Source organism: Enterobacter cloacae complex sp. IR5384, from assembly GCF_049237265.1.
Taxonomy (GTDB): Bacteria; Pseudomonadota; Gammaproteobacteria; order Enterobacterales; family Enterobacteriaceae; genus Enterobacter; species Enterobacter cloacae.
This window is the reverse complement of the sequence record NZ_JBMKHJ010000024.1, coordinates 49,070-69,778: the sequence shown is the minus strand read 5'-3', so window position 1 is coordinate 69,778 and position 20,709 is coordinate 49,070. Positions and strand designations below refer to the sequence as shown.

19 protein-coding genes and 1 pseudogene are annotated in these 20,709 nt (G+C 47.0%); 5 read left to right on the top strand and 15 right to left on the bottom strand.

Translation table 11 applies throughout. The features are described 5' to 3' along the window. Positions 1 to 34: 34 nt before the first annotated feature. Both ACOTX3_RS18010 and ACOTX3_RS18005 read right to left on the bottom strand, forming a co-directional pair. Positions 35 to 1,159 carry a restriction endonuclease subunit S gene (locus tag ACOTX3_RS18010; protein ID WP_421631627.1) on the bottom strand — a complete coding sequence of 375 codons (1,125 nt, stop codon included), beginning with the start codon at positions 1,157 to 1,159 and terminating at the stop codon, positions 35 to 37. Then, positions 1,156 to 2,703 carry a type I restriction-modification system subunit M gene (locus ACOTX3_RS18005; RefSeq protein WP_021241924.1) on the bottom strand — a complete coding sequence of 516 codons (1,548 nt, stop codon included), beginning with the start codon at positions 2,701 to 2,703 and terminating at the stop codon, positions 1,156 to 1,158. Before ACOTX3_RS18005 ends, ACOTX3_RS18010 begins: the two co-directional genes overlap by 4 nt. A 202-nt stretch (positions 2,704 to 2,905) precedes the next feature. Between ACOTX3_RS18005 and ACOTX3_RS18000 the strand changes: the two are divergent. Both ACOTX3_RS18000 and ACOTX3_RS17995 read left to right on the top strand, forming a co-directional pair. After that, positions 2,906 to 3,191: pseudogene (locus tag ACOTX3_RS18000) on the top strand (integrase core domain-containing protein); the annotation flags it as partial. A gap of 673 nt (positions 3,192 to 3,864) precedes the next feature. Next, positions 3,865 to 4,224, top strand: coding sequence for a hypothetical protein (locus ACOTX3_RS17995; protein WP_004114822.1), 360 nt, complete (start codon positions 3,865 to 3,867; stop codon positions 4,222 to 4,224). 30 nt (positions 4,225 to 4,254) lie between these two features. On the opposite strand, the gene ACOTX3_RS17990 is transcribed toward ACOTX3_RS17995, so the two are convergent. The 5 genes from ACOTX3_RS17990 to ACOTX3_RS17970 form a co-directional block, all read right to left on the bottom strand. Beyond that, positions 4,255 to 4,689 carry a hypothetical protein gene (locus tag ACOTX3_RS17990; RefSeq protein WP_004114820.1) on the bottom strand — a complete coding sequence of 145 codons (435 nt, stop codon included), beginning with the start codon at positions 4,687 to 4,689 and terminating at the stop codon, positions 4,255 to 4,257. Positions 4,690 to 5,587: 898 nt separating this feature from the next. After that, entirely contained in the window at positions 5,588 to 6,070 is a 483-nt protein-coding gene (locus ACOTX3_RS17985; RefSeq protein WP_031275127.1) for a Mov34/MPN/PAD-1 family protein, read from the bottom strand. Beyond that, positions 6,063 to 7,937, bottom strand: a complete 1,875-nt coding sequence (locus tag ACOTX3_RS17980) for a ThiF family adenylyltransferase (RefSeq protein WP_021241926.1) — start codon at positions 7,935 to 7,937, stop codon at positions 6,063 to 6,065. Before ACOTX3_RS17980 ends, ACOTX3_RS17985 begins: the two co-directional genes overlap by 8 nt. Then, positions 7,930 to 9,084 carry a hypothetical protein gene (locus ACOTX3_RS17975; protein WP_021241927.1) on the bottom strand — a complete coding sequence of 385 codons (1,155 nt, stop codon included), beginning with the start codon at positions 9,082 to 9,084 and terminating at the stop codon, positions 7,930 to 7,932. Before ACOTX3_RS17975 ends, ACOTX3_RS17980 begins: the two co-directional genes overlap by 8 nt. Positions 9,085 to 9,100: 16 nt before the next feature. Beyond that, entirely contained in the window at positions 9,101 to 9,475 is a 375-nt protein-coding gene (locus tag ACOTX3_RS17970) for a hypothetical protein (protein WP_123912595.1), read from the bottom strand. A 746-nt stretch (positions 9,476 to 10,221) separates the two neighbouring features. Between ACOTX3_RS17970 and ACOTX3_RS17965 the strand changes: the two genes are divergently transcribed. Together ACOTX3_RS17965 and ACOTX3_RS17960 are read left to right on the top strand one after the other, a co-directional pair. Continuing rightward, complete coding sequence (locus ACOTX3_RS17965; protein WP_038984748.1) at positions 10,222 to 11,037, top strand: winged helix-turn-helix domain-containing protein; 816 nt, start codon at positions 10,222 to 10,224, stop codon at positions 11,035 to 11,037. Beyond that, the gene (locus ACOTX3_RS17960; RefSeq protein ID WP_023621089.1) at positions 11,034 to 11,513 is read left to right on the top strand and encodes a membrane protein; all 480 of its coding nucleotides are present in this window, start codon (positions 11,034 to 11,036) and stop codon (positions 11,511 to 11,513) included. The genes ACOTX3_RS17965 and ACOTX3_RS17960 overlap by 4 nt, the downstream gene beginning before the upstream one ends. Here ACOTX3_RS17960 and ACOTX3_RS17955 read toward each other — a convergent pair. Then, entirely contained in the window at positions 11,491 to 11,736 is a 246-nt protein-coding gene (locus tag ACOTX3_RS17955; RefSeq protein WP_013098482.1) for a SymE family type I addiction module toxin, read from the bottom strand. The genes ACOTX3_RS17960 and ACOTX3_RS17955 overlap by 23 nt on opposite strands. A 174-nt stretch (positions 11,737 to 11,910) precedes the next feature. On the opposite strand from ACOTX3_RS17955, the gene ACOTX3_RS17950 reads away from it, so the two are divergent. Continuing rightward, entirely contained in the window at positions 11,911 to 12,255 is a 345-nt protein-coding gene (locus ACOTX3_RS17950) for a nitrous oxide-stimulated promoter family protein (protein WP_058678802.1), read from the top strand. Positions 12,256 to 12,260: 5 nt separating this feature from the next. Here ACOTX3_RS17950 and ACOTX3_RS17945 read toward each other — a convergent pair whose 3' ends face one another. From ACOTX3_RS17945 to hypD, 7 genes are all read right to left on the bottom strand, one after another. Next, positions 12,261 to 13,481, bottom strand: coding sequence for an MDR family MFS transporter (locus ACOTX3_RS17945; protein WP_058678804.1), 1,221 nt, complete (start codon positions 13,479 to 13,481; stop codon positions 12,261 to 12,263). Between the two features lie 14 nt (positions 13,482 to 13,495). Continuing rightward, entirely contained in the window at positions 13,496 to 14,257 is a 762-nt protein-coding gene (locus ACOTX3_RS17940) for an ABC transporter ATP-binding protein (RefSeq protein ID WP_058678801.1), read from the bottom strand. Next, positions 14,257 to 15,294, bottom strand: coding sequence for a FecCD family ABC transporter permease (locus ACOTX3_RS17935; protein ID WP_013098478.1), 1,038 nt, complete (start codon positions 15,292 to 15,294; stop codon positions 14,257 to 14,259). Before ACOTX3_RS17935 ends, ACOTX3_RS17940 begins: the two co-directional genes overlap by 1 nt. Next, complete coding sequence (locus tag ACOTX3_RS17930) at positions 15,294 to 16,292, bottom strand: ABC transporter substrate-binding protein (RefSeq protein ID WP_029883187.1); 999 nt, start codon at positions 16,290 to 16,292, stop codon at positions 15,294 to 15,296. The genes ACOTX3_RS17935 and ACOTX3_RS17930 overlap by 1 nt, the downstream gene beginning before the upstream one ends. 151 nt (positions 16,293 to 16,443) lie before the next feature. Further along, positions 16,444 to 18,516, bottom strand: a complete 2,073-nt coding sequence (gene flhA / locus ACOTX3_RS17925) for a formate hydrogenlyase transcriptional activator FlhA (protein WP_029883188.1) — start codon at positions 18,514 to 18,516, stop codon at positions 16,444 to 16,446. 62 nt (positions 18,517 to 18,578) lie between these two features. Further along, on the bottom strand, positions 18,579 to 19,589 hold the full coding sequence (gene hypE / locus ACOTX3_RS17920) for a hydrogenase expression/formation protein HypE (RefSeq protein WP_058678800.1): 1,011 nt from the start codon (positions 19,587 to 19,589) through the stop codon (positions 18,579 to 18,581). Further along, entirely contained in the window at positions 19,586 to 20,707 is a 1,122-nt protein-coding gene (hypD, locus tag ACOTX3_RS17915) for a hydrogenase formation protein HypD (RefSeq protein ID WP_058678799.1), read from the bottom strand. Before hypD ends, hypE begins: the two co-directional genes overlap by 4 nt. Between the last annotated feature and the right edge of the window lie 2 nt (positions 20,708 to 20,709).

Sequence of the window (20,709 nt, the reverse complement as noted above, 5' to 3'; positions counted from 1 at the left end):
CCCAGAGAACGGGCTGTGTATCCGCTTAATTATTTTATGCTACTGACGCGATTGCTTGTTCTGCATACTGAACCCGTACTTCACCGCTCATCAGCTTCGGTAAGAGAGTATCTCGGAGGGTTTCTAGGGTCTGTATTTTTTTGTAGTTGTTATGAATCTTGTTCCAGTAAGAGCCAACAAGTTTATGAAAGTTTTTTAATTTTTCCTCACCTGGATAGAGGAATAAAACATTGCCAATGTCTTCTGGTTTTAAAGAAGGATAGGTTGACGTAGAACCTTCTGCTACTGAGTGCAGATATTCGGTCATATCCTCAGAAGTTAAAAGATAGTAAATAAAAAATGGGCTAATTGATTTGCCAGAAATGACGCAAAAACCTGTTGAAACAACGAGATTTGACGGTGGATCAATGCAAATACCATAATGACACTGATCTGGGCGTACTGTTGATATTATTATGTCAAACTCATTGACTAATCTTTTAGCTCGACTTGGTGCCTCTGATAACAGCATGGTTTGAAGTTCAGATATTTTCCCTTTGGTTAGAGAACCTGTATCCAAGTATTGAATCTCTTTGAAATCATACTTTTTACTTATTGATGATTTATTTAGCTCAACATATTGATTGAGGCTTTTTTCAGGCCATTCATCTTGTGCTTCTTCAATAAACCACTGCCTGAACAGGGTTTCAGCCATAGATTCCAGAGTTTTATTCTGGCGATGAAGCAGATCTATTTTGTCATCAAGAGAGGACAGCACAGAGGCAATAGATTTTTGTTCATTAGGATTTAATGCTGTTTTTGTTTCAATTGAATTTAACAGCTTTTGTGTTAGCAGAGGATGACTTGAACCTTCTGCAAATTGATTTAAATCTAAGTTTTTTAATAGATAATATAAATATTTTGTATTATGTTCACCAACCGCTTTGGCTGACAGAGCATTGTCAGAAATCCAAATGGGCTTATTTTCATAATAAGTAGCACCGCAATAGGCCCCTACACGACCAATTATGATTGTTTCATGATCATAGTTAAAGTGAGATACATAGCTCATAATACCGTTGCCGCCATATACTGGAATATTTCCAGAATCTAATGGCCGGGATTTGCCATTACCAAACGACAACAATGACGCTAGATTTACGTTTGACCACTCACTCATAACATCACCTTCGCCAGATTATCAGCGATAGTTTTATTCAGGCGCGCTTCTTCTTCCAGTTGTGCTTCAAACTCCGCTTTAAGAGCAGTAAACCGTTCTTTAAAGTCGAAATCGTCTTCTTCATCAGCGAGACCGACATAACGACCCGGTGTCAGCACATAATCGAGTTTAGCCACTTCATCAATGTCTACGGAAGCACAGAAACCAGCAACGTCCTCATAGTCACCACCTTTATTACGCCAGTTATGGTAGGTATCAGCAATGGTCTTGATATCGTCGTCAGAAAGCACTTTGGTACGACGATTAATCAAATGACCAAGATTACGGGCATCAATAAACAGAATTTCTTTACTGCGATCACGATACTGGCTGCTGTTTTCACGATCACGGCGCATAAACCATAATGCGGCAGGGATCTGGGTATTCAGGAACAGTTTTGCGGGTAAGTTAACGATACAGTCAATAACATTTGCATCTTTAACCAGCGCCGCACGGATATCACCTTCACCAGAACTTTTCGAAGTCAAAGCCCCTTTTGCCAGCACAACCCCAGCCTGACCTTTTGGCGACAGGTGATACAGAAAATGTTGCATCCAGGCAAAGTTAGCGTTGCCAGCAGGAGGGATACCGTATTGCCAACGGGCATCACTCCGAAGTTGTTCACCTGACCAGTCGGAAACGTTAAACGGTGGGTTAGCAATGATAAAATCAGATTTTAAATCTTTATGGGCATCGTTCAGGAATGAGCCTTCACTGTTCCAGCGGACGTGTTCTGAGTTGATACCACGAATAGCAAGGTTCATTTTTGCCAGTCGCCAGGTCGTCTGGTTGGATTCCTGACCGTAAATCGAAATATCGTCGATATTACCCTGATGAGCTTCAACGAATTTCTCTGACTGAACAAACATACCACCAGAACCGCAACAGGGGTCAAACACACGGCCTTTGTAGGGTTCCAGCATGTTGACCAGCAGGCTTACAATAGATTTAGGCGTATAGAACTGACCGCCTTGTTTGCCTTCTGCCAGTGCAAATTCACCAAGAAAGTATTCGAATACGTGGCCTAAAACGTCAGCAGAACGCGCTTTGGCATCTCCCAAAGCAATGTTGCCAATCAAATCTATCAGTTCCCCCAGCACTGTGGCATCAAGATTCTGGCGAGCATAGACTTTCGGCAAGACTCCTTTTAGCTGTGGGTTACCCGCTTCGATAAACTCCATCGCATCATCAACCAGCTTACCGATTTCCGGTAGCTTGGCCTTAGATATCAGGTAACTCCATCGCGCCAGTTCAGGAACATAGAACACGTTATAGGCGGTATATTCGTCTTTGTCTTCCGGATCGGCTCCTGCAAATTCACCTTCTCCGGCTTTTAGCTGTTCGTAATGTGATTCAAAAGAATCTGAAATGTATTTAAGAAAAATCAAGCCCAGTACCACGTGCTTGTACTCTGCGGCATCAATGTTTTTACGTAGCTTATCAGCCGCTTTCCACAGGATGACCTCTAACGGGTCTGTTTTGATTTCTTTAGGTTTTCTAGCCATTAGCGTAACTTCATGAATAAGGAAAATCGCCCTATTTTGCCTTAAAGTTCCGGTTGTTACGAGCTTATAAAGCGATTAATTTTTTATCTGTTTTAGTGTGTTTGTTTAGCTCAGCAAGTGCAATGACTCATGGAGTAAGTGCTTTGTAGCGGGATTGTAGATGTCAGCTCATTGCCGTCAATGGAGCCACTGTCATTGGCATAATTGCTGCACAGCCGATGCCACGCGTACATTCGCCAGTTTACTGGGGTTCATCGTGTGTACTACACCAGTACACAGTCCAGAAAGTAACGGCATGGCAGAATCGTTTGTGAAGACGTTCAAGAGGGGTTACGTGTACGTAAATGATCTGCTGGCTGTATGCAGTCTCAGTGATGGAAAAAATGGCAGAATGGATAGAGGGCTATAATAATCTGCGTCCACACAAGGGGGGGGGGAACATGAAATCGCCACGCGAATATTGTGATGCCATATTAGCAGTTAATTAGCCGTGTCCGTTTTAGCAGGGGTAACTCCAGTATTCAAAAAGATTTCTTAGTGCACATACATGAGGTGAATATATGCACAGGCTATGACAAACCATAACTATAATTTTCAATATTTAAAATTCTCCGTTACAGCAAGACATTCCTTGCACATTAAATTCCATCTAAGGTTGAATTTTTAATTTAATAAGGTTGTAATTAAAATGATGTGTATGGGGTTGTTTGTAAAATTATTTTTTTATTTTTGATAATGATAGTTAAGGGGGGAGGGGCTATTCAAGGATATAGATATTCAAGGTTGGTAGCGGTTTGGTTTCTTTTCTAACCGAAGGGCAGAAAAGCAAGGGGAACTCGAAGAAGCAAGCGCAGCGGCTTCGCAGAGTTAGCCCTTGCTTCATTTCGCTATAATAATAAAAAATCGCAGTGCCTGATATTTTATATAAAGATATACAGCTTAACTTGCATTTATTTTAAAGCTTCTCTTGCAGCACAGAAGATGCTATAAATTTCCGCTTCGGTTGAATAGATGACACTGTATGGTGCTTATAATTAAAAAATTATTCACTCAAGCAATTCTTTTTATAATAAATATTAGTTATTTCACAAAAATGCTTGACATTCTTTCTTAAAGTGATTAATTGTAATGTTGTATAAATTTAAAACAAGAGGTTAAATAATGACTGAATATAATACGGCCTTCAATGAAGTAGACTTGCTTATGAATGAGATGCTTGAAAAATTAAATATATCATTAAATGAAACGAATTTATATCCAACTGATGATATGTTTCGGATAATTGTGCAAGAGATTGATGTTGAAAATTTAAAAATACTATCTTTTATTTATAACGAAGGATCTCAAGAGGTTATAGACAATATGACTCCCGTAATAAAAGAATTCATGTACTGGTGGGGAGATAATTTAGATTATGGTACTATTAATATCCAATCTCTAATTGCAAAAAAAGAAGAAAAAATAATTTCTTCAATCATATTAGAAAATTCAGATAAAGCTAAAAAAATAAAAAGAATTTGATGGCTAATTGCAATCCTGACAATCATGCTCTCATGACCATTTTTTAGAGGGATGAGGGGCTGTTGCATTCACTTCATAGGAATACCTACTCATAGAGGCTGTCTGGCACGAGCGAAGCTCTTTGATCTGTTTCTTGACTGCGAAGATCTCTGTTTTAGCTAACTCACTATTGCTACTTTTTGCATCAAGATGGCTTATAAGGCGGTTCAGCTTTTGGGATATGTTAGACTGTGATTTCCAAGCTTCAACATTGATAGCAGGAACGACAGGAGGAAGCCTATCAAGAGAAGTTAAACGAAGCCATTCGCCTTTGCTTTTGTCACCTCTGTTTTTATTGAGAATAGCCAATTCTTCTTTATTAAATCGAACACTGACACAATGTATTCGCAAAGATTGAGCAGGGGGGATATGATTATTGACTGGTTTAAAATCATTTGTATAGGATAAGGTTATTGTATTACTCATAGAAACTCCTTTTCATATGTGTATTCGCTTTATGGTGAGCAATCCTTGCACACCCATAATACAGTTATAATAGAAATGCAATTTATGTCAATTAGTTAGATAAGACTTTGACTTTCTTTCTTTTTCAACCGAAGGGCGAAAAACAAGGAGACTAAACGAAGCTCCGCTTCGTTTAGTCATACCTTGCATCTATATAGATGCTATTGACATACTCATATAATGTTGTATCAATGGATTATTGTTAAAATAGATGAGGCCTGATTATGATTAATAATAAAAAAATACTATATCTGTTGGCTTTTATGTTCCTGTTATCATTCATATACACTTTTTTCGTTAATGAACTATTAGCTAACAGCAATAGTCTTGGTGAAACATTTATAATTTTACTACCTATATATTATATTATTGTATTCCCTTTTGTTTTCTTTCCTGTAAAAAAGTGTAGCAACTGAAAATATTAACTACACTTTTAAGAATTGAAATATGATTAGTTTATGAATCTACTGACGAAAGCCGAAATTATTTTTGCGAACGACAATGCTGCAATTATTACGAGAAGTGCATAGCCTAACCCGCTTTGAAGGAATATAGGAAAAAGGTCATTTTGGACACCAGGTAAAGAATCAACGCATAAACTTATCGCAGCCGAAGCTGTCGCAAATGAAAATAGCCACTCAGCTTGTACTTCGTATCTTTTATAAAATACAGAAAAACCTAATGACAAAATTGCAGGGGGAATTAAGAGTATATATTTAGATAAGCTTTCATTAGAGTGATACTTATGATTAATTATTACCCCAAGAACAACGAAGCCAGCAAAAATAAATAACAGTATTAATATGATTAACCACCGTGGATATGATTTACTTGTGCTATTCATATAATTACAACCTTTTTATTTGTTTGGTTTTTGATATGTGAATTTATATAACATCTTCCCATCTGCTGCTGATAAATAACAGTGTGAAATATTTTCTTTGTTTGGGATTATTAGCATGAGAAAAAAAGGTCTTGTATGACCTGATTTGATAAATAAGTCTTGGATACTGCGGATATCTGTTCCTGATGGGCTTGCCATTCCTTCGTTATGTGTATGCCAATCACCTAAGTAGTGGAAACCCTGCTTGAATAACGATATGATATCTTCTTTGGCTTTTTTCTCATCTAACTTGAAATAATTTCTTTTCCTCAAGTCAGTAGAGCCTGGTGTAGTTATTTTATTGATTTCAATCTCAGAATCATTGAGATTATTGGAAAATAGCATACCTCCTGATTCTTTACTAAAACAGTGGGTTTGACGATGAGAAAATAATTCATCTACTATGCTTTGGCTGATGCATATTTTGAAATCTAATTCGGCACAATGAAATTTATGCATCACTTTTTTCCCAATTAGAATTTTCAAAAATCAAAGGTATAATACAATCACCCTTTCCTGGGTTTCCGAATTGTGCAATCCATTTATCATTCCAGTTACCACCAAGTTCTAAAAGCTCTGCTTCTCTTCCTATGTAACTATATGCAAAAGATTTATTTGAAAAACGATCCATGATTAGATCTATTACAGTTCTTGCCGTTAGAGCATGTAAATTAGTCAAAGGGATAGCTCCGTATGGTTGGAACTCTCCGGCACATGCTGCTATTCTTTTACGAGTATTTTCTTTCCAGTAAGTAGCAGGATATTTTAATGCACCTATATTTTTGCCTTCTGTAATATGCCAGCTATTAAAAGCATTAGAATCCACTTGGTTGACTATTACATGCCCCGCCATTGCATGAGCTTCAACAAATGCAAAGACAATAGCACCGAGAATGTCTTCCGACTGTCTTTTAATTAACTGCTGTTCAGTATTCCAATGTGCAGTGCAGCTTACTATAATATCGGCTTCTGCAATTTTTTTGTTATACTTGGAATCTTCTGTCCAATCTTCATTAAAAGCTTCTATATAGACATTTGGAAACTCTTCCCGTAGCCTTGAGGCAAGAGCTAATGCTTTATTTTTATAAACAGAATCAAATCCTAATAGATGACGAGAGGAGTTTTCACTCTTCATTAAATCATCATCCCAAAGCATCATTTTTCTAATGCCTGATTGAAGTAACAGTCTTGATACCGAAGATCCTACTGAACCACATCCGACGATAGCTACTTTATGTTCAGAGATTTTCTTGTAAGTTTTGTTATGCTCACGACCCGTTAACCAAGAATCGTCAGAACGGTCTACTATAAGATTTTCTGTTTTAGTTTGGCCTATTCTATTTTTTAAAATCTTTCCATCAATGTAATTTCTATAACCATCTAATAAAGCTGTATTTCTGAATCGACCCCGACTAATACCTCTGGTATCAAAGCGGTCAGTGGCAAGATCACTAACTCCCTTAGGAATCTGTATTCCTATAATATTCATCCCAGAAGGCGTTGGGAATGAAACTAGAATTATGGGCTTGACATTGAACATATTAGCACAAGATCTTAAGATCAATTCAATAGTGCTTTCTGGATCTTCCTGTTGCTGATTTATGAGTTCAAAAAAATCCCTTGCAGTTTTGGGATATTGACTCGGATACCAGGCTTCATTGAAGAATATCAATGGAATTGAAACTACTTTAGAGAGTTGCTGTTGCCTTATTCGTTTATCTTTTGAATTACTTCCATCCGATTCTAATGGCAATATTTTTTGGTTTTCCAACCAGTTAATTAATTCTTTTTGTGTGTCAGAATATATTACTCCAAATTTCCGGGTCCGATAACCGAAAACCAACCTTGTGTTTTTATTTGTTAGATCACACTGGCTTATAAGTCGATCTATTTTATTACATTGATAAATCCAATAGTTCTGGAACTCATCAATAAAATCCTCATTTAAATCACCATTTATTCCTTTTCTTAGCATTAGTATAGCATCGTTTAGTAAATCGACTGCATAGGTCATATCATTATGATCGATGATATAAATGTCAGGCCAAACACATAACTTGCCATTTTTTTCCAAGTGTGGGAGTTGGCAAACATCAATTTTTGGTGAGGAAATAAACACATCTGGGATGTCAAATTGACTAAGAGTTTTGTATCTTAGTTGCAATACAATAGGTTCATTACTAAATTCTAAATCAGTTACTAATTCCCAAGCACAAACATATTTACCGTTGAATTTTGATAATTCATTCGTAGAAAGCTTCCTTGCACCATAAGGTGCAAGGATAGTGCTCAACTGATCTATCTTTTTATTAAGACAATCAGGCATAACCACCACCACCTTGTCTATTTACAGCGGCACTTGATGATTCGGCCATACCTAATGCAGATGCAGCAATTTTCTTAATACCGTTATCGGAAATTTCAATCTCTAACGGAATATTCTCTCCATTCTTTTTATGGTCTGACACACATAAAAACTGACCTTGCACATCATCTACTATTTTTTCATATTCTTCTTTGGCTCGGTATGCTGGAGGATCTTTTTCGTCATTTTCAATTGTTTTAGAGCTTGAAATTATAAATGCTTTTTCTTTTGCTCTATTAAAAACTTCCATAGCTTTCTCGGAAGTTTTAGCATCATCTCCTTTTTTGCTTAAACTATCATGAGATAGACTATGCCAAGAACAGTGATGTGGTGCTTGTAAAATGTCATAATCTAACCATGACATAGAATATTTATTGGTTAAACGATCTCTAACACCTTCCCAACAAACGACTTCTGCATCACCACCACTTAAAAAGTGTGCAGTTTTATTGTCACCTTTAATTTCAAAATTTATTATTACGCTGGAATGATTTTTACCTAATTTATCTTCCAACTCATCAAGATCTTTCTTGGGTGAAGGACCCAATAAATGAGCTTCAAAATATGAAGAATAACTTTGATTAATCCAGCGGGTTTTTTGGTCTAATTCTAATAGGATACCTGGTATGTCGTCTGTTTTCCCATCTTCGTCTTTTCCTAAGACCAGAACTTGGTTTCCAACTCCATCCAAATAATTTTTTTCTTTATAAAGATTAACTCTTCTCTTAACTTCTTTATTCAAAGCTATTGCATCATCGCATAACGGATGATTTTGTGCATGGTGTCGCCTGAATACAATTGGACTTGACCAAATCTCATTTATAAAAATTTTATCGTTCTTCTCACTCCAATCTTCTGGTTTTCCTAAATGAAAGTGGTCAGCCACCCCATCACAATGATCTGAATCAGGGTGAGTCCAAATAAAAAGATGGACAAACAAACGACCTTCGTTATTTCGAGGAAGCTTTTCTCTGAGTTGGGTGCGAACATCAGGATGTTCTTCACCATCCCTGATGCGACAATCTATTAAAATATTTTTATCATCTTCCGTTTGGATGAGGGTCATATCCCCATTCCCAACGGGAAAGAAGCATATCTTTGCAGACATATCATATCCTTTTTAATTATTTCTGATCGGAATTATCACCCGATCTTGCTGTGCGAGATTTTTCAATCCCAAAAATAGCCATACCAACATCTTCAATTTTGCCAACGAACTTATCGACATTCAACCCTGCAAAGAAGGCAAATGCCATATATCCGTAGTCACCACCACTGCCATTTTGTGATGCATCTAACACTATTAATCCAGCTTTAAGGAATAGATAAGCCACTACACCGCAGATGCCACTAACGATAGGTCTTAATACATACCAAACATGCCAACGGTCATCCCAACAATTCCTAACACATTTGTTTAGATATACTCCACGAATGCAGTAAAGAGTTCCACCAAGAACACCTATCAATCCACAACGAATCATGAGCTTCTTACTCATGATCCATTCAGGGAATACATCGCCCTTTACTAATCCTGCATACACAAGCACAACAAGTAAGAGTAATGTGAAGAGATAACCGATTATCCTTTTCATATGTAGCCTATAAGTAACTTTTGAAGAGGGTTTTTATATTTATTCATTTTAGATCATGACATTAGATTGTCTAGAGAAGTACTGCTGCATCATTGGGGTATGGGCGTCAAAATTTTCAAGTGTACTCATTAGGTTACCGTGTCCATTTTTTTCAATTTCAATGAGTTGTCTTTTTTATTGTCAGGTTTCTTACTCTCTCATTGGAACGCATGACAGCCTGCGTTTCTTATCATGAATCGTTCACGGACCATGATAACGGACTCTGCTGGACAGGAAAACAGACGTGCAGGCTCTTTCGACTAAAATGCGTACCTGATTCCAGCGATACTGAAGACGTGGGCCTGTCTTGCCGCAATTGCGACAGGCACGCTGGTCCGGTAATGCTAGAGGAACACCGCGCGATATTCCTTGCGCATTAAACGTAAACGGGAATAAAGGCGTCAGAATATAACGTCATCCTTTTTTCTGTTTCAGAAACGTATTTGTCTTCGATGTGGGGATAATATTCTATTATGCTCACATTATTTTATTTCGGTGTTACTGCTGAACAAACACCATAACTTACTGCTTTGACAAGGAATATTCGCAGAGTATACTTGCTAACTCTGGCAACAGTTTTCTGATTCTGTTTATTGCATAGTGAGTCTCATATGTTCTGGATAATTAACGATAATATTAAATTTTGTCCAGAGAAAAACTTACTTGTCTCTATGACCCGACCGGAGTTGAGCGTCATTCTGACGACGCCAGCCAGTCGTTGTCTGGTACTTCTGCTTGAGTCCGCCCCGGAAGTGGTTAATCAAAGGGATTTCTTCACTAAAGTTTGGGGTGAAGACGGAATGTTAGTTCCGGCCAATACCCTTTATCAGAATATCTCCATTATCCGGCGTGGGTTGCGCACGACGGGAGAGACTGACGACACGCTGGTTGCCACGGTACCCAGAAAAGGGTTCCAGATTAAAAAAGAAGTTAAGGTCAGCCGAATTGAAAACGACGTAACAGAATCAGAAAGCGCGATAGCAGAAGCCCAGCCTGTCAGCGGCTCGAAAGAGGTGATTGCGGAAACTGCTGCCGTTCAGGTGAAAGATAAGACCCCGCGTCATCACTATCGTCGCTATCTTCCACTGCTTTTTATGGCCCTCTCTTTTGGGCTGGGCTATTTTATTCTTCATCTGGCGGTCCATGACTATTCCAGAAAAGACTTTTTTAAAGACTACACCATAAGCAGTACGGAAAATGGCTGCCATTTTTTCTCACGAAACGATGATATTAAAAGCAGGGGTAACTTCACGCGTTATAAGCAAATTATCATGCGAACAGGGCTCGATTGTAAAAAATACCCCTGGGCCTACTTCTCTTCATCCAGCACGGCTCCGGCACTTTCTGTACTCATTTGCAGAAAACCGTATGAGCAAGAAGAAGATGCAGGATGCGTTACGCTTTATTTTAGGGGGTACAATCAGTGACTAAAAAGTCTACTGCCATCCTGTGTCTCGTCCTGTTTGCCGTTGGGGCGCTGACGTCCTGGCTTTATCATTATCACTTAGAAAAAAAACAAAATACGGAAGCCTGTTCAGTTTCTGTTGTTGTTTACCATGAAGATGCCCGCGCAAACCTGACGCTGGATTTTATGTACACCATGCAAAAGCAGACTGGGGTCATCGCGCTAAGCGGGACATATTTTAAAAACGAGAAGGCGATAGCCTCTATCCGCCGGGATGTGTCTTATATCTGGACCGAAAACAAAGACTCTTTCCAGTTTACCTCCGTGAAGATCCATGAGGTTAATGAAGACTCCCTGCCGGATAATGTGCTCGGCGACGTGTTGCCTGATTTCTTTATTTATCCGAACCATAAATTGAACTATACCATTCTGAAACAAGGGCCCAGAGGGTTTCTATTTACCGTCGGTAAGCGTCCTATTTTCTTCTGCTCTCGCTGAGATCTTCTTTCAGTAGTTCGATGACAATTTTCCCCTGTTCAACCCCCACCCTGACCTGAGAGTGGGTAGTAAACCCTGCCTGCTCCAGCCAGTCGCCTTTTAAGCTCAACGCCGCATGTACGCTGTAACGTCGCGGGATTTTGGTCTTCCGGTCTTCGTGACGCTTTCTGAAATAACCGACTTTTAAGTGGCGATAGTGTTTGGTCGTGGCGATCTCTTGCATATAGCCTCCGTAACGATGAGCGACGCGTGTTGTTAATGCCTGTATAAAATACCAGTAAAAAAGGGTGGGGGTGGGCTTAATAGTGGAAGGCGGCTTCAGAAAACGAAATGCAACGACTGAAAAGTGGCAGATAAAGGAGTATTATTAATGCATGTTTTTAGTCGGTGAGCCGCTATGTCTGGTAAACGTATTTCACGGGAAAAAAAGACGATCGCCAGAATGATCGCTCTGTATGAAAAACAGTGCCCGGAGGCTTCTCAGGAAGAGGGACATTATCAGGCGCTGAATGCCTATGCGGATATGCGTCTGGATAAGTGCGTCTTTGGTGAGGAAAAACCGGCCTGTAAACAGTGTCCGGTACACTGCTACCAGCCCGCCAGGCGTGAAGAGATGAAGCAGATTATGCGCTGGGCGGGGCCCCGCATGCTGTGGCGTCACCCCATCCTGACGGTACGCCATCTGCTTGACGATCGTCGTCCGGTGCCGGAATTACCGGAAAAGTATCGCCCGAAAAAGTAACCGTCTCAGCGTGTGAAAGGGCGACAAATGATCTTCATGGCGATCGCGCTGCATAGTGGGAATAGGGCCAGCAGCAGCCAGGGGAACATCGCCTGCGGCGAAGGGACAAGCGCGCGATCCAGCAGACTGCCAAACAGCAAATTCCCCAGCAGCACCGCAACGCCGCCAGCGGTGGCGAGTGCGCCGTAGTGCGCGCCAAGCGTCGATTCCTCCGCAAAGCGTGGAACCAGATCTTTCGCCGAGGGCACCAGCAGCATTTGCCCAAGCGTTAATAGCGCCACAAAACATACCGACGGCAGCAAGCGCAGCCAGCCTTCCGGCGGCACCGTCGGGGCGAACACCGCCACGCTCGCAAAGGATGCCGAGAGCAGCAAAAAGCCCACCGGCAAGATTCTCACCGCGCCCACGCGTCGTGCAAAGCGGGCCAGCGGAAGCTGCAAGGTGATGATCAGCACAGAGGCCAGCATAAACAGGGGGCCGAGATCTTTCTCGTTACCACCGGCGCGCTGGATCTCCACGGGCAGCGCCAGATAGAGCTGGTTGTAGCTCAACAGCCACGAGCTGTAGGCGATGATAAAGGCGACAAAGCGCGGCTGACGGAAGGTTGTCCACCAGGGAACAATATTGAGTGTCTGCTTGCTGTGTTGCGCAGCCGGAAGGCAGAAGTAGAGTACAATCAGCGCGACGACGAAGACCCCCGCACCCGCCAGCGCCACCTGGCGAAACCCCAACCCCGTGAGCAACGCCCCGACAACCGGCCCCAGCACCGCGCCGAGTTCACCGCAGACGGCAAACAGCGCAAACCACTCTGCACGGCTGCGTTGACCTTTAGTCTCGCTATGCGTACCCGCCCTGGCCAGCAGCGCTTCGATGGAGGGAGAGAACAACGCGCCGCCAATGCCGGTCAGACAGGCGCCAAGGATGATGGGCCAGAGCGCGTGTCCAAATGCCAGCAGCAGATAACCCGCAACGCGGATGACGCAGCCGCAGAGGATAATGATTTTGGCACCAAAGCGGTCTGAGAGCGCACCGCCGACGATGAACATCCCCTGCTGCGAAAAGGTACGCAGCCCCAGAATCAGCCCGATAAGGCTGCCGGAAAGCAGCATGTCATCGCGCAAAAAGATCGCCAGGAAGGGGACGACCGCGTAAAAACCGATGTTAAACACAAACTGGCTGCCCAGTAAGACGGGCGGCCAGAGCGTTGTGGCAGGGCGCAGGGGCATCATGTTACGGGCGCTTAAACGATAAAATGAATGTGTTTTTTGCCATGGAACGGCGAGATCTCGATTTTGGTTTTGACCCGAAAAACGTCCCAGAGCAACGTCTCAGAGAGGATCTCCTGCGGCGTTCCGGTGGCCACGATTTGCCCCTGCTGCATCACAATCAGCGAATCGCAGAACATCGATGCATGGTTGAGATCGTGAATAGCCACAATGCTGGTCACCGGCAGGTCGCTTATCAGGTGCATCAGCTGCATCTGATGGTGAATGTCCAGGTGGTTGGTCGGTTCATCCAGCAAAATTTCTGTAGGCGTCTGCGCCAGCGCCCTGGCGATATGCACGCGCTGGCGCTCCCCGCCGGAGAGGCTCAGCCAGCCCTGATCGCTTTTTTCCAGCATATCCACCCGCTGCAGGGCGGCGGTAACGGTCTCGTCATCCTGCTTGCTCCAGTTCGAGAACGGGGAGTGATGCGGGATGCGACCAAGTTTGACGACATCGCGAACGCGCATATTGGCATCGGTCATACCGTGCTGTTCAACGAAGGCCACCCGGCGCGCAAGCTGCTTTTTGGCGATGCGGGAAATGTCCTGACTGTCCAGCGTCACACAGCCCGCATCCGGGCGGCGCAGGCCAGCCAGAATGCGCAGAAGCGATGATTTACCGCAACCATTAGGGCCAAGCAGACCTACCGTTTCACCGCGCGCCACCTTGAGCGACACGTTATTGACGATGACCTTTTTGCCTACCTTCCAGGTAATATTTTCAGCGCAGATACTCATCACTTATTCCTTGAGCGGTAGATGATCACGGCAAAGAACGGCACGCCCACCAGTGCGGTTACCACCCCGACGGGCAGACTTTGCGGGGCAATCAGCATGCGCGAGGCGATATCTGCCAGCACCATCAGGATCGCCCCCGCCAGTGCGCTGGCAATCAGCAGGGTTCGATGCAGAGGACCGAACAAGAAACGCATGACGTGCGGAACCACCAGCCCGACAAAGCCGATTGAGCCCGCCATGCTGACGATGGTTGCGGTGATCAATGCGGTGGTGGTAAAGAGCGCCAGGCGCACCCAGGGGACAGCAATCCCCAGCGAGGCAGCGGCATCGTCACCAAAGGTAAAGGCATCCAGCGCCCGGGAATAGTAGAGGCAAATGGCTAACCCAATCAGCACCACAACCAGTGCCAGCTGGAATTCAGGCCAGCGTACACCGCTAAAGCTGCCCAGCAGCCAGAACATCACATCACGCGCCTGCTGCGCGCTGGCAGAGGTGCTGATGGTATAGGCGGTGATGGCATTGAAGAGCTGAGAGGCGGCAACGCCCGCCAGAATGGTGCGCTCGTTGCCGCCGCGCGCGCCGTTGGTCAGAAAGGCGACAAACGCAAAGGCGGCGAATGCGCCAGCAAACGCGCCCGCAGAGAGCGACACCGCGCCGGTCCCCATCCCCAGCACCACGACGGAAACCGCGCCGGTGGACGCCCCCGCAGAGACGCCGAGCACGTAAGGTTCAGCCAGCGCGTTTTTCAGCAGGCTCTGCAAAACCGCGCCGCAGATAGCCAGCCCCGCGCCGCAGCAGGCCGCCACCAGCGCGCGGCTCAGGCGAAAGTCCCAGATCACGCTCTCATAGATGCGGTTGAGCGGAACCGCGGTCAGCCCCAGCTTATTACCGATAGCATAAAAGACATTGGACAGCGGAATCGACAACTCTCCGACGCTTACACCTAGGGCGATCACCAGAAACAACAGGACAATAGCCAGCAGGGCGGAAGTGGTCAGGAACAGGCCCTGTCGGGCCTGAAGTACGGCTGCCGTCATCAGTTCAGCCCCAGTTTTCTGAGCTGTTCGCCCACCTGTTCAGCGCCATAAATGGTACGGATCGTCGGGTTCATTGCCTGGCCGTCCATCACCACGATATGGCCTTTTTTGACGGCCTCAAGCTGGCTGACGGCCGGATCGCTTTTCAGGAATTTGATTTTCTCTTCCGCGTTATCCAGCGCCCAGCGGTTACGGTCGAGGCTTGAGACCACAATCACGTCCGGGTTAGCGGCAATGATGCTTTCCCAGCCCACGGTTGGCCATTCGGCCTCGGCGGTGATGGCGTTATGGCCACCCAGTACATCAGCGATAAAGCCTGAGGCGCTGTTTTTACCGCCCACGTAGGCATCAGCAGAAGGAGAGGCGCTTGAGAACCAGAACACAAAGGAGAGGTCTTTTTTGCTTTTGCCAAATTCTTTGCGCAGGTCTGCCTCACGTTTTTTGAAGCTGGCGATAACGGCCTGACCACGGTCTTCAACGTTGAAAATTTTGGCGAAATCTTCAATCTCTTTATAAAGGTATGTCATGTCCCACAGCTTCTGGCGGCTGCCGTACATATCGCCCGAGGCTTTTTTAGTGGCGCACATGCCCGGTGATAAATAACTATTCACGCCGACGGTAGCCAGATCCTCACGTTTTGCGACCTTACTTTCTGGCCCGAGCAGCAGCGGCAATTGTGCAGGAACAAAATCGGGGTTTTGCGCAAGGATAGATTCCAGCGTAGGAATTTCGACGGTGAGCGTTTTAATTTTGGCATTCTGTTCCGCCAGCTGCGGCAGCACTTTGGTCGGCCAGAAGGCGCTGGCCTTCACCTTATCTTCCAGACCCAGCAGAAGCAAAATCTCAACAGTATTTTGACCAAGGGCCACGACGCGTTCCGGCGCTTTGGTGAAGGTCTCTTTATAACCGCAGTTTTCAATGGTCAGAGGATAAGTGGTTGCCAGAGCAGAACTGACCGACGCAACCGCCAGGCCTAACGCGCAGATGACCTTCTTCATTAAACGCTACCCTTCATTAAAGTTATTTTTGATGCAAATGAAACTCATTATTAAGGCGGAATTTTATACAGAGGAAAATATTGTGTGTCAATGAGGGACAATAACGCAGGGTGACAAAAGGCGGTGCCAGAAAGCACCGCCGGAATGCGCCTTAAATCAGGCTCTCTTTATCTATTCCAAGGCGCTTCATGCGCGACAGCAGGGTGGTGCGTTTTAACCCCAGACGCTGGGCTGCCCCTTTCGGCCCGGCCACCACGCCGTTGGTCTCTTTCAGTACGCGGACGATCAATTGATATTCATCTTCCCCGTCCTGGGCCACGTCGGTCGCGGCCGCGGGAGAGTCCGGCAGAGAAACCTCCGGCAGGGAGAGTTGCAGCACATTACCGCGCGTCAGCAGCACCGCACGCTCAATGACGTTTTCCAGCTCGCGCACGTTGCCGGGCCACTCCATCGAGGAAAGGGTGCGTAACGTCTCGGCGGGAATGCTGTCGATGTTGCGTCCCATCCGGCGGGCAATTTTGGCGGTAAACGCTTTGACCAGCAGCGGGATATCTTCCGGGCGCTCGCGCAGGGGCGGCAGGCAAATCGGGAACACGTTCAGGCGATAGTAGAGGTCGCTGCGAAACTCGCGGTCGGCGACCATTTTTTTCAGATCGCGGTTGGTGGCGGCAATCAGCCGCACGTCGGTCTGAATCAGCTTATTGCTGCCAAGACGTTCGAACTCCTGTTCCTGCAGCACACGCAGCAGTTTAGGCTGTAGCTCCAGCGGCATATCGCCCACTTCGTCGAGGAACAGCGAGCTTTTATCCGCCAGCTCGAAACGGCCCAGGCGTTGGCTGCTGGCACCGGTAAACGCGCCGCGCTCATGGCCAAAGAGATCGCTTTCCAGCAGACCCGCAGGCATGGCGGCACAATTCATTTTCACCATCCGGCGGCTGTTGCGGTTGCTGAGATTGTGGATCGCGCGGGCGATCAACTCCTTACCCGTACCGGTTTCGCCCAGGATCAGCACTGTGCTGTCGCTTTGCGCGACCATTTCCACCTGTTTGAGCACGCTGTACATGGCGTCGCTGCGTCCAATGATTTCGCCAAACTCACTGTCGACATTGTTAAGCTGTTCCGTCAGCGCCAGGTTTTCATCCACCAGCCGTTCTTTCAGACGGTGGATCTCCTGATACGCCAGCGCGTTATCCAGCGCGATGGAGATACGCTCGGCAATCTGACGCAGCAGCTTCAGGTTGGCGGTGGTGAACACCCCTTCCTCACACTGCGCCAGCTTCAGAACGCCCAGCATGGTGTTACCGGACATCAACGGCAGCAGGCACAGAGTCTGGATTTTGTTGCCCCAGATGTTAAACAGCATTCGCTCGTAAGGCGCCATCACATCCTGCTCGCTGAGATTGAGCAGCAGGATCTCCTTACTTTTAAACACCCGTTCAGAAAGGGTTCCCGCTTCATCCACCTCGCTCTGCTCATGGGCCGGGTTCGCTTCGTCGAGATAGTGCGTGGAGTAGATGTTGAGCTTGCCCTTGCGATGGCCGCGCAAGGCAATGCTGATGGCGTCAATTTTGAAGTAGTGATGGATCTCCTTCGACACTTCGCTGACCAGCTCATCCATGTCGAGACGGGAGAGCACGGCATTGGTAATTGCCACCAGAATGCGGAAGTTGTCACGCTCACGGCTCAGCAGGTCGTAATCCACATTATTGCTGACGCGGCTTTGGATCTGCTCGGCGACGACGGCCACTATCTGGGTAAAGGTGTGCAGACGCTCATATTCCGCCTCGCTCCATGGCTGGTCGGTATTACGGATAAACTCGCAGCCACCAAAAATGTGGCCTTCAACCGCCAGCGGCAGCAGGCTGTAATGACCAAACGGCTGATATAAGGCGCTCCGGGCCAGCATCGGCCACGCCTGACGGAACTCCTCAAAATTGCAGTGCAGCGCTTCCGGCCGGGAAAGAATACGGCGTATCGGCCCGTGAGCGAGATACGTTTCGTCTTCGTATTCAAACGCTTTTCCGTTTTCTCGTGTGGAGAAGTAGCTCGCACGATGGCTCCCGCTATGCCAGAGCACAATGGCGGCGCTGTCTGCCAGTGCAGATTGCCTGACCAGGCGCGTCAGGGCATCGCTCAGCGCACCCAGGTCGGGCTGCTGTAAAAGTGTTCGCGTAATGTCGAACAGACCCTGCTGTCCGAGATCGCTCATCGGTGTATACGGCATAGTGCTTTCCAGTAGAAACGGGCAAAAAAATAAATTCCGTGCCGACCGCTTTTCGCGCGGTTCTAGCAAATGCGGGGTAACGGTTCCGCGTGCGGCAGATCCAGCGTGCGCTTCACGCCATACAGTCCGGCCAGGCGCACCCCTTTGCGCTCAACCACCTCACCAATTATCGCGGCCTCTTTTCCTGACGGATGCGCCCGCAGCTGTTCAAGTACGGCTTCGGCCGCGGCGCGCTCAACGCCTATCACCAGCTTGCCTTCATTAGCAAAATTGAGCGGATCCAGTCCCAGCAGCTCGCACAGTCCGCGAACCGCAGACTTGACGGGCAGGCTGCGCTCAGTAAGTTCAATACCGCAGCCGCAGCAGGCCGCGAACTCATGCACCACGGCATTGACGCCGCCACGGGTGGCATCCCGCAGGGCTTTCACGCCGGGGACCGCCCGCAGCGTCTGGATAAGCGGCGTGAGCACCGCGCAGTCGCTGCGCAGTTCCCCGTCCAGCCCCAGGCCTTCGCGCAGGTTAAGGATGGTCGCCCCGTGACAGCCCAGCGTGCCGCTGACCAGCAGCACGTCGCCCACGGCCAGTTGCTGCGCGCCCCAGTGAATATCGGCGGGGATCGCCCCCATCCCGGCGGTGTTGATAAAGAGCTTATCCGCCGCGCCGCGCTGCACCACCTTGGTATCGCCGGTGACGATAGCAATCCCTGCCTCGCGCGCGGTGTGCGCCATGCTGCTGACCACCGCCGCGAGCGTCTCCATCGGCAAACCTTCTTCAAGGATAAATCCGCAGGAGAGGTAGCGCGGAATGGCACCACTAACGGCGACATCGTTCGCGGTACCGCAGACGGCCAGCTTGCCGATATCGCCGCCGGGGAAGAACAGCGGGTCAATCACATAGCTGTCGGTGGAGAAGGCCAGCCTGTCGCCCTGGGCGGTGAGGGAAGCGAGGTCAATGCGGGCCTGGTCTTCTTGCTCGGCGAGCCAGGGGTTATCAAAGGCCTCCATAAACAGCCGGTTTATCAGTTGCTGCATCACCAGACCGCCGCTGCCGTGTGCCATTTCAACCGTGTTCATGCTTCACTCTCCTGGTTGCGGTACTGATACCATGCGGCACATGCCCCTTCGGAAGAGACCATCAGCGCGCCAAATGCCGTTTGCGGGTTACAGGTGTTGCCAAATAACGGGCAGTGGTGGGGTTTACATCTTCCGGTAAGGACCTCGCCGCAGCGGGCCTGGGGATCGTCGCAAACCTGTTGTGGCTGTGGGCGGAAATGCGTTTCTGCATCAAACGACCGGTAGGCTGGGGTCAGGCGCACGCCGGATTCAGCAATCAACCCCAGCCCGCGCCACTCGCTGTCGCCCTCAACGCTAAATACGTCAGCTATCGCCTGCTGCGCCCGTTCATTTCCGGCATCCGGCACCACGCGGCGGTACTGATTTTCCACCGCGCTCAGGGCTGCTATTTTCTGCTCAACCAGCATGGTGACGCCTTGCAGTAGATCAAGAGGTTCGAAACCAGCGACGACTAACGGGCGATGGTAATTGTCAGCGATAAAGCCGTAGGCCCCGGTACCGATCACCATGCTGACATGGCCCGGTGCCAGGAACGCGTCAATGCCGTTGTCCGGGGCGTCCAGCAGGCTGCGCAGCGTCGGAATAAGCGTAATGTGCTGACAAAAAAAGAAAAAATTGGTGACGCTGCTGCGTTTTGCCTGCTGCAGCGTGATCGCCGTAGCGGGCATGGTGGTCTCAAAACCCAGCCCGAAAAATACCACCTTTCGGCCAGGGTTATCGGTTGCAAGCTTCAGGGCATCCATCGGCGAGTACACGATGCGCACATCCGCGCCGCGCGCTTTGGCCTGCAGCAGCGAGCCCTTTTTCCCCGGCACGCGCATCGCGTCGCCAAAGGTACAGAAAATGACGTCAGGCTGGCTGGCGATCTCGATACAGCTGTCGATGCGCCCCATGGGCAGCACGCAAACCGGGCAGCCCGGGCCGTGGATAAACTCTATGTTGTCCGGCAGCAGTTGATCGAGGCCAAATTTGAAAATGGCATGGGTGTGCCCGCCGCAGACTTCCATGATCCGCAGCGGCTTTTCCGCCGTGTGTTTCAGCAGGGCGGCCCGCGTTTTCAGATGACCGATAAGCTGCATCACCTGCTCAGGTGCGCGGTATTCATCAACGTAACGCATAA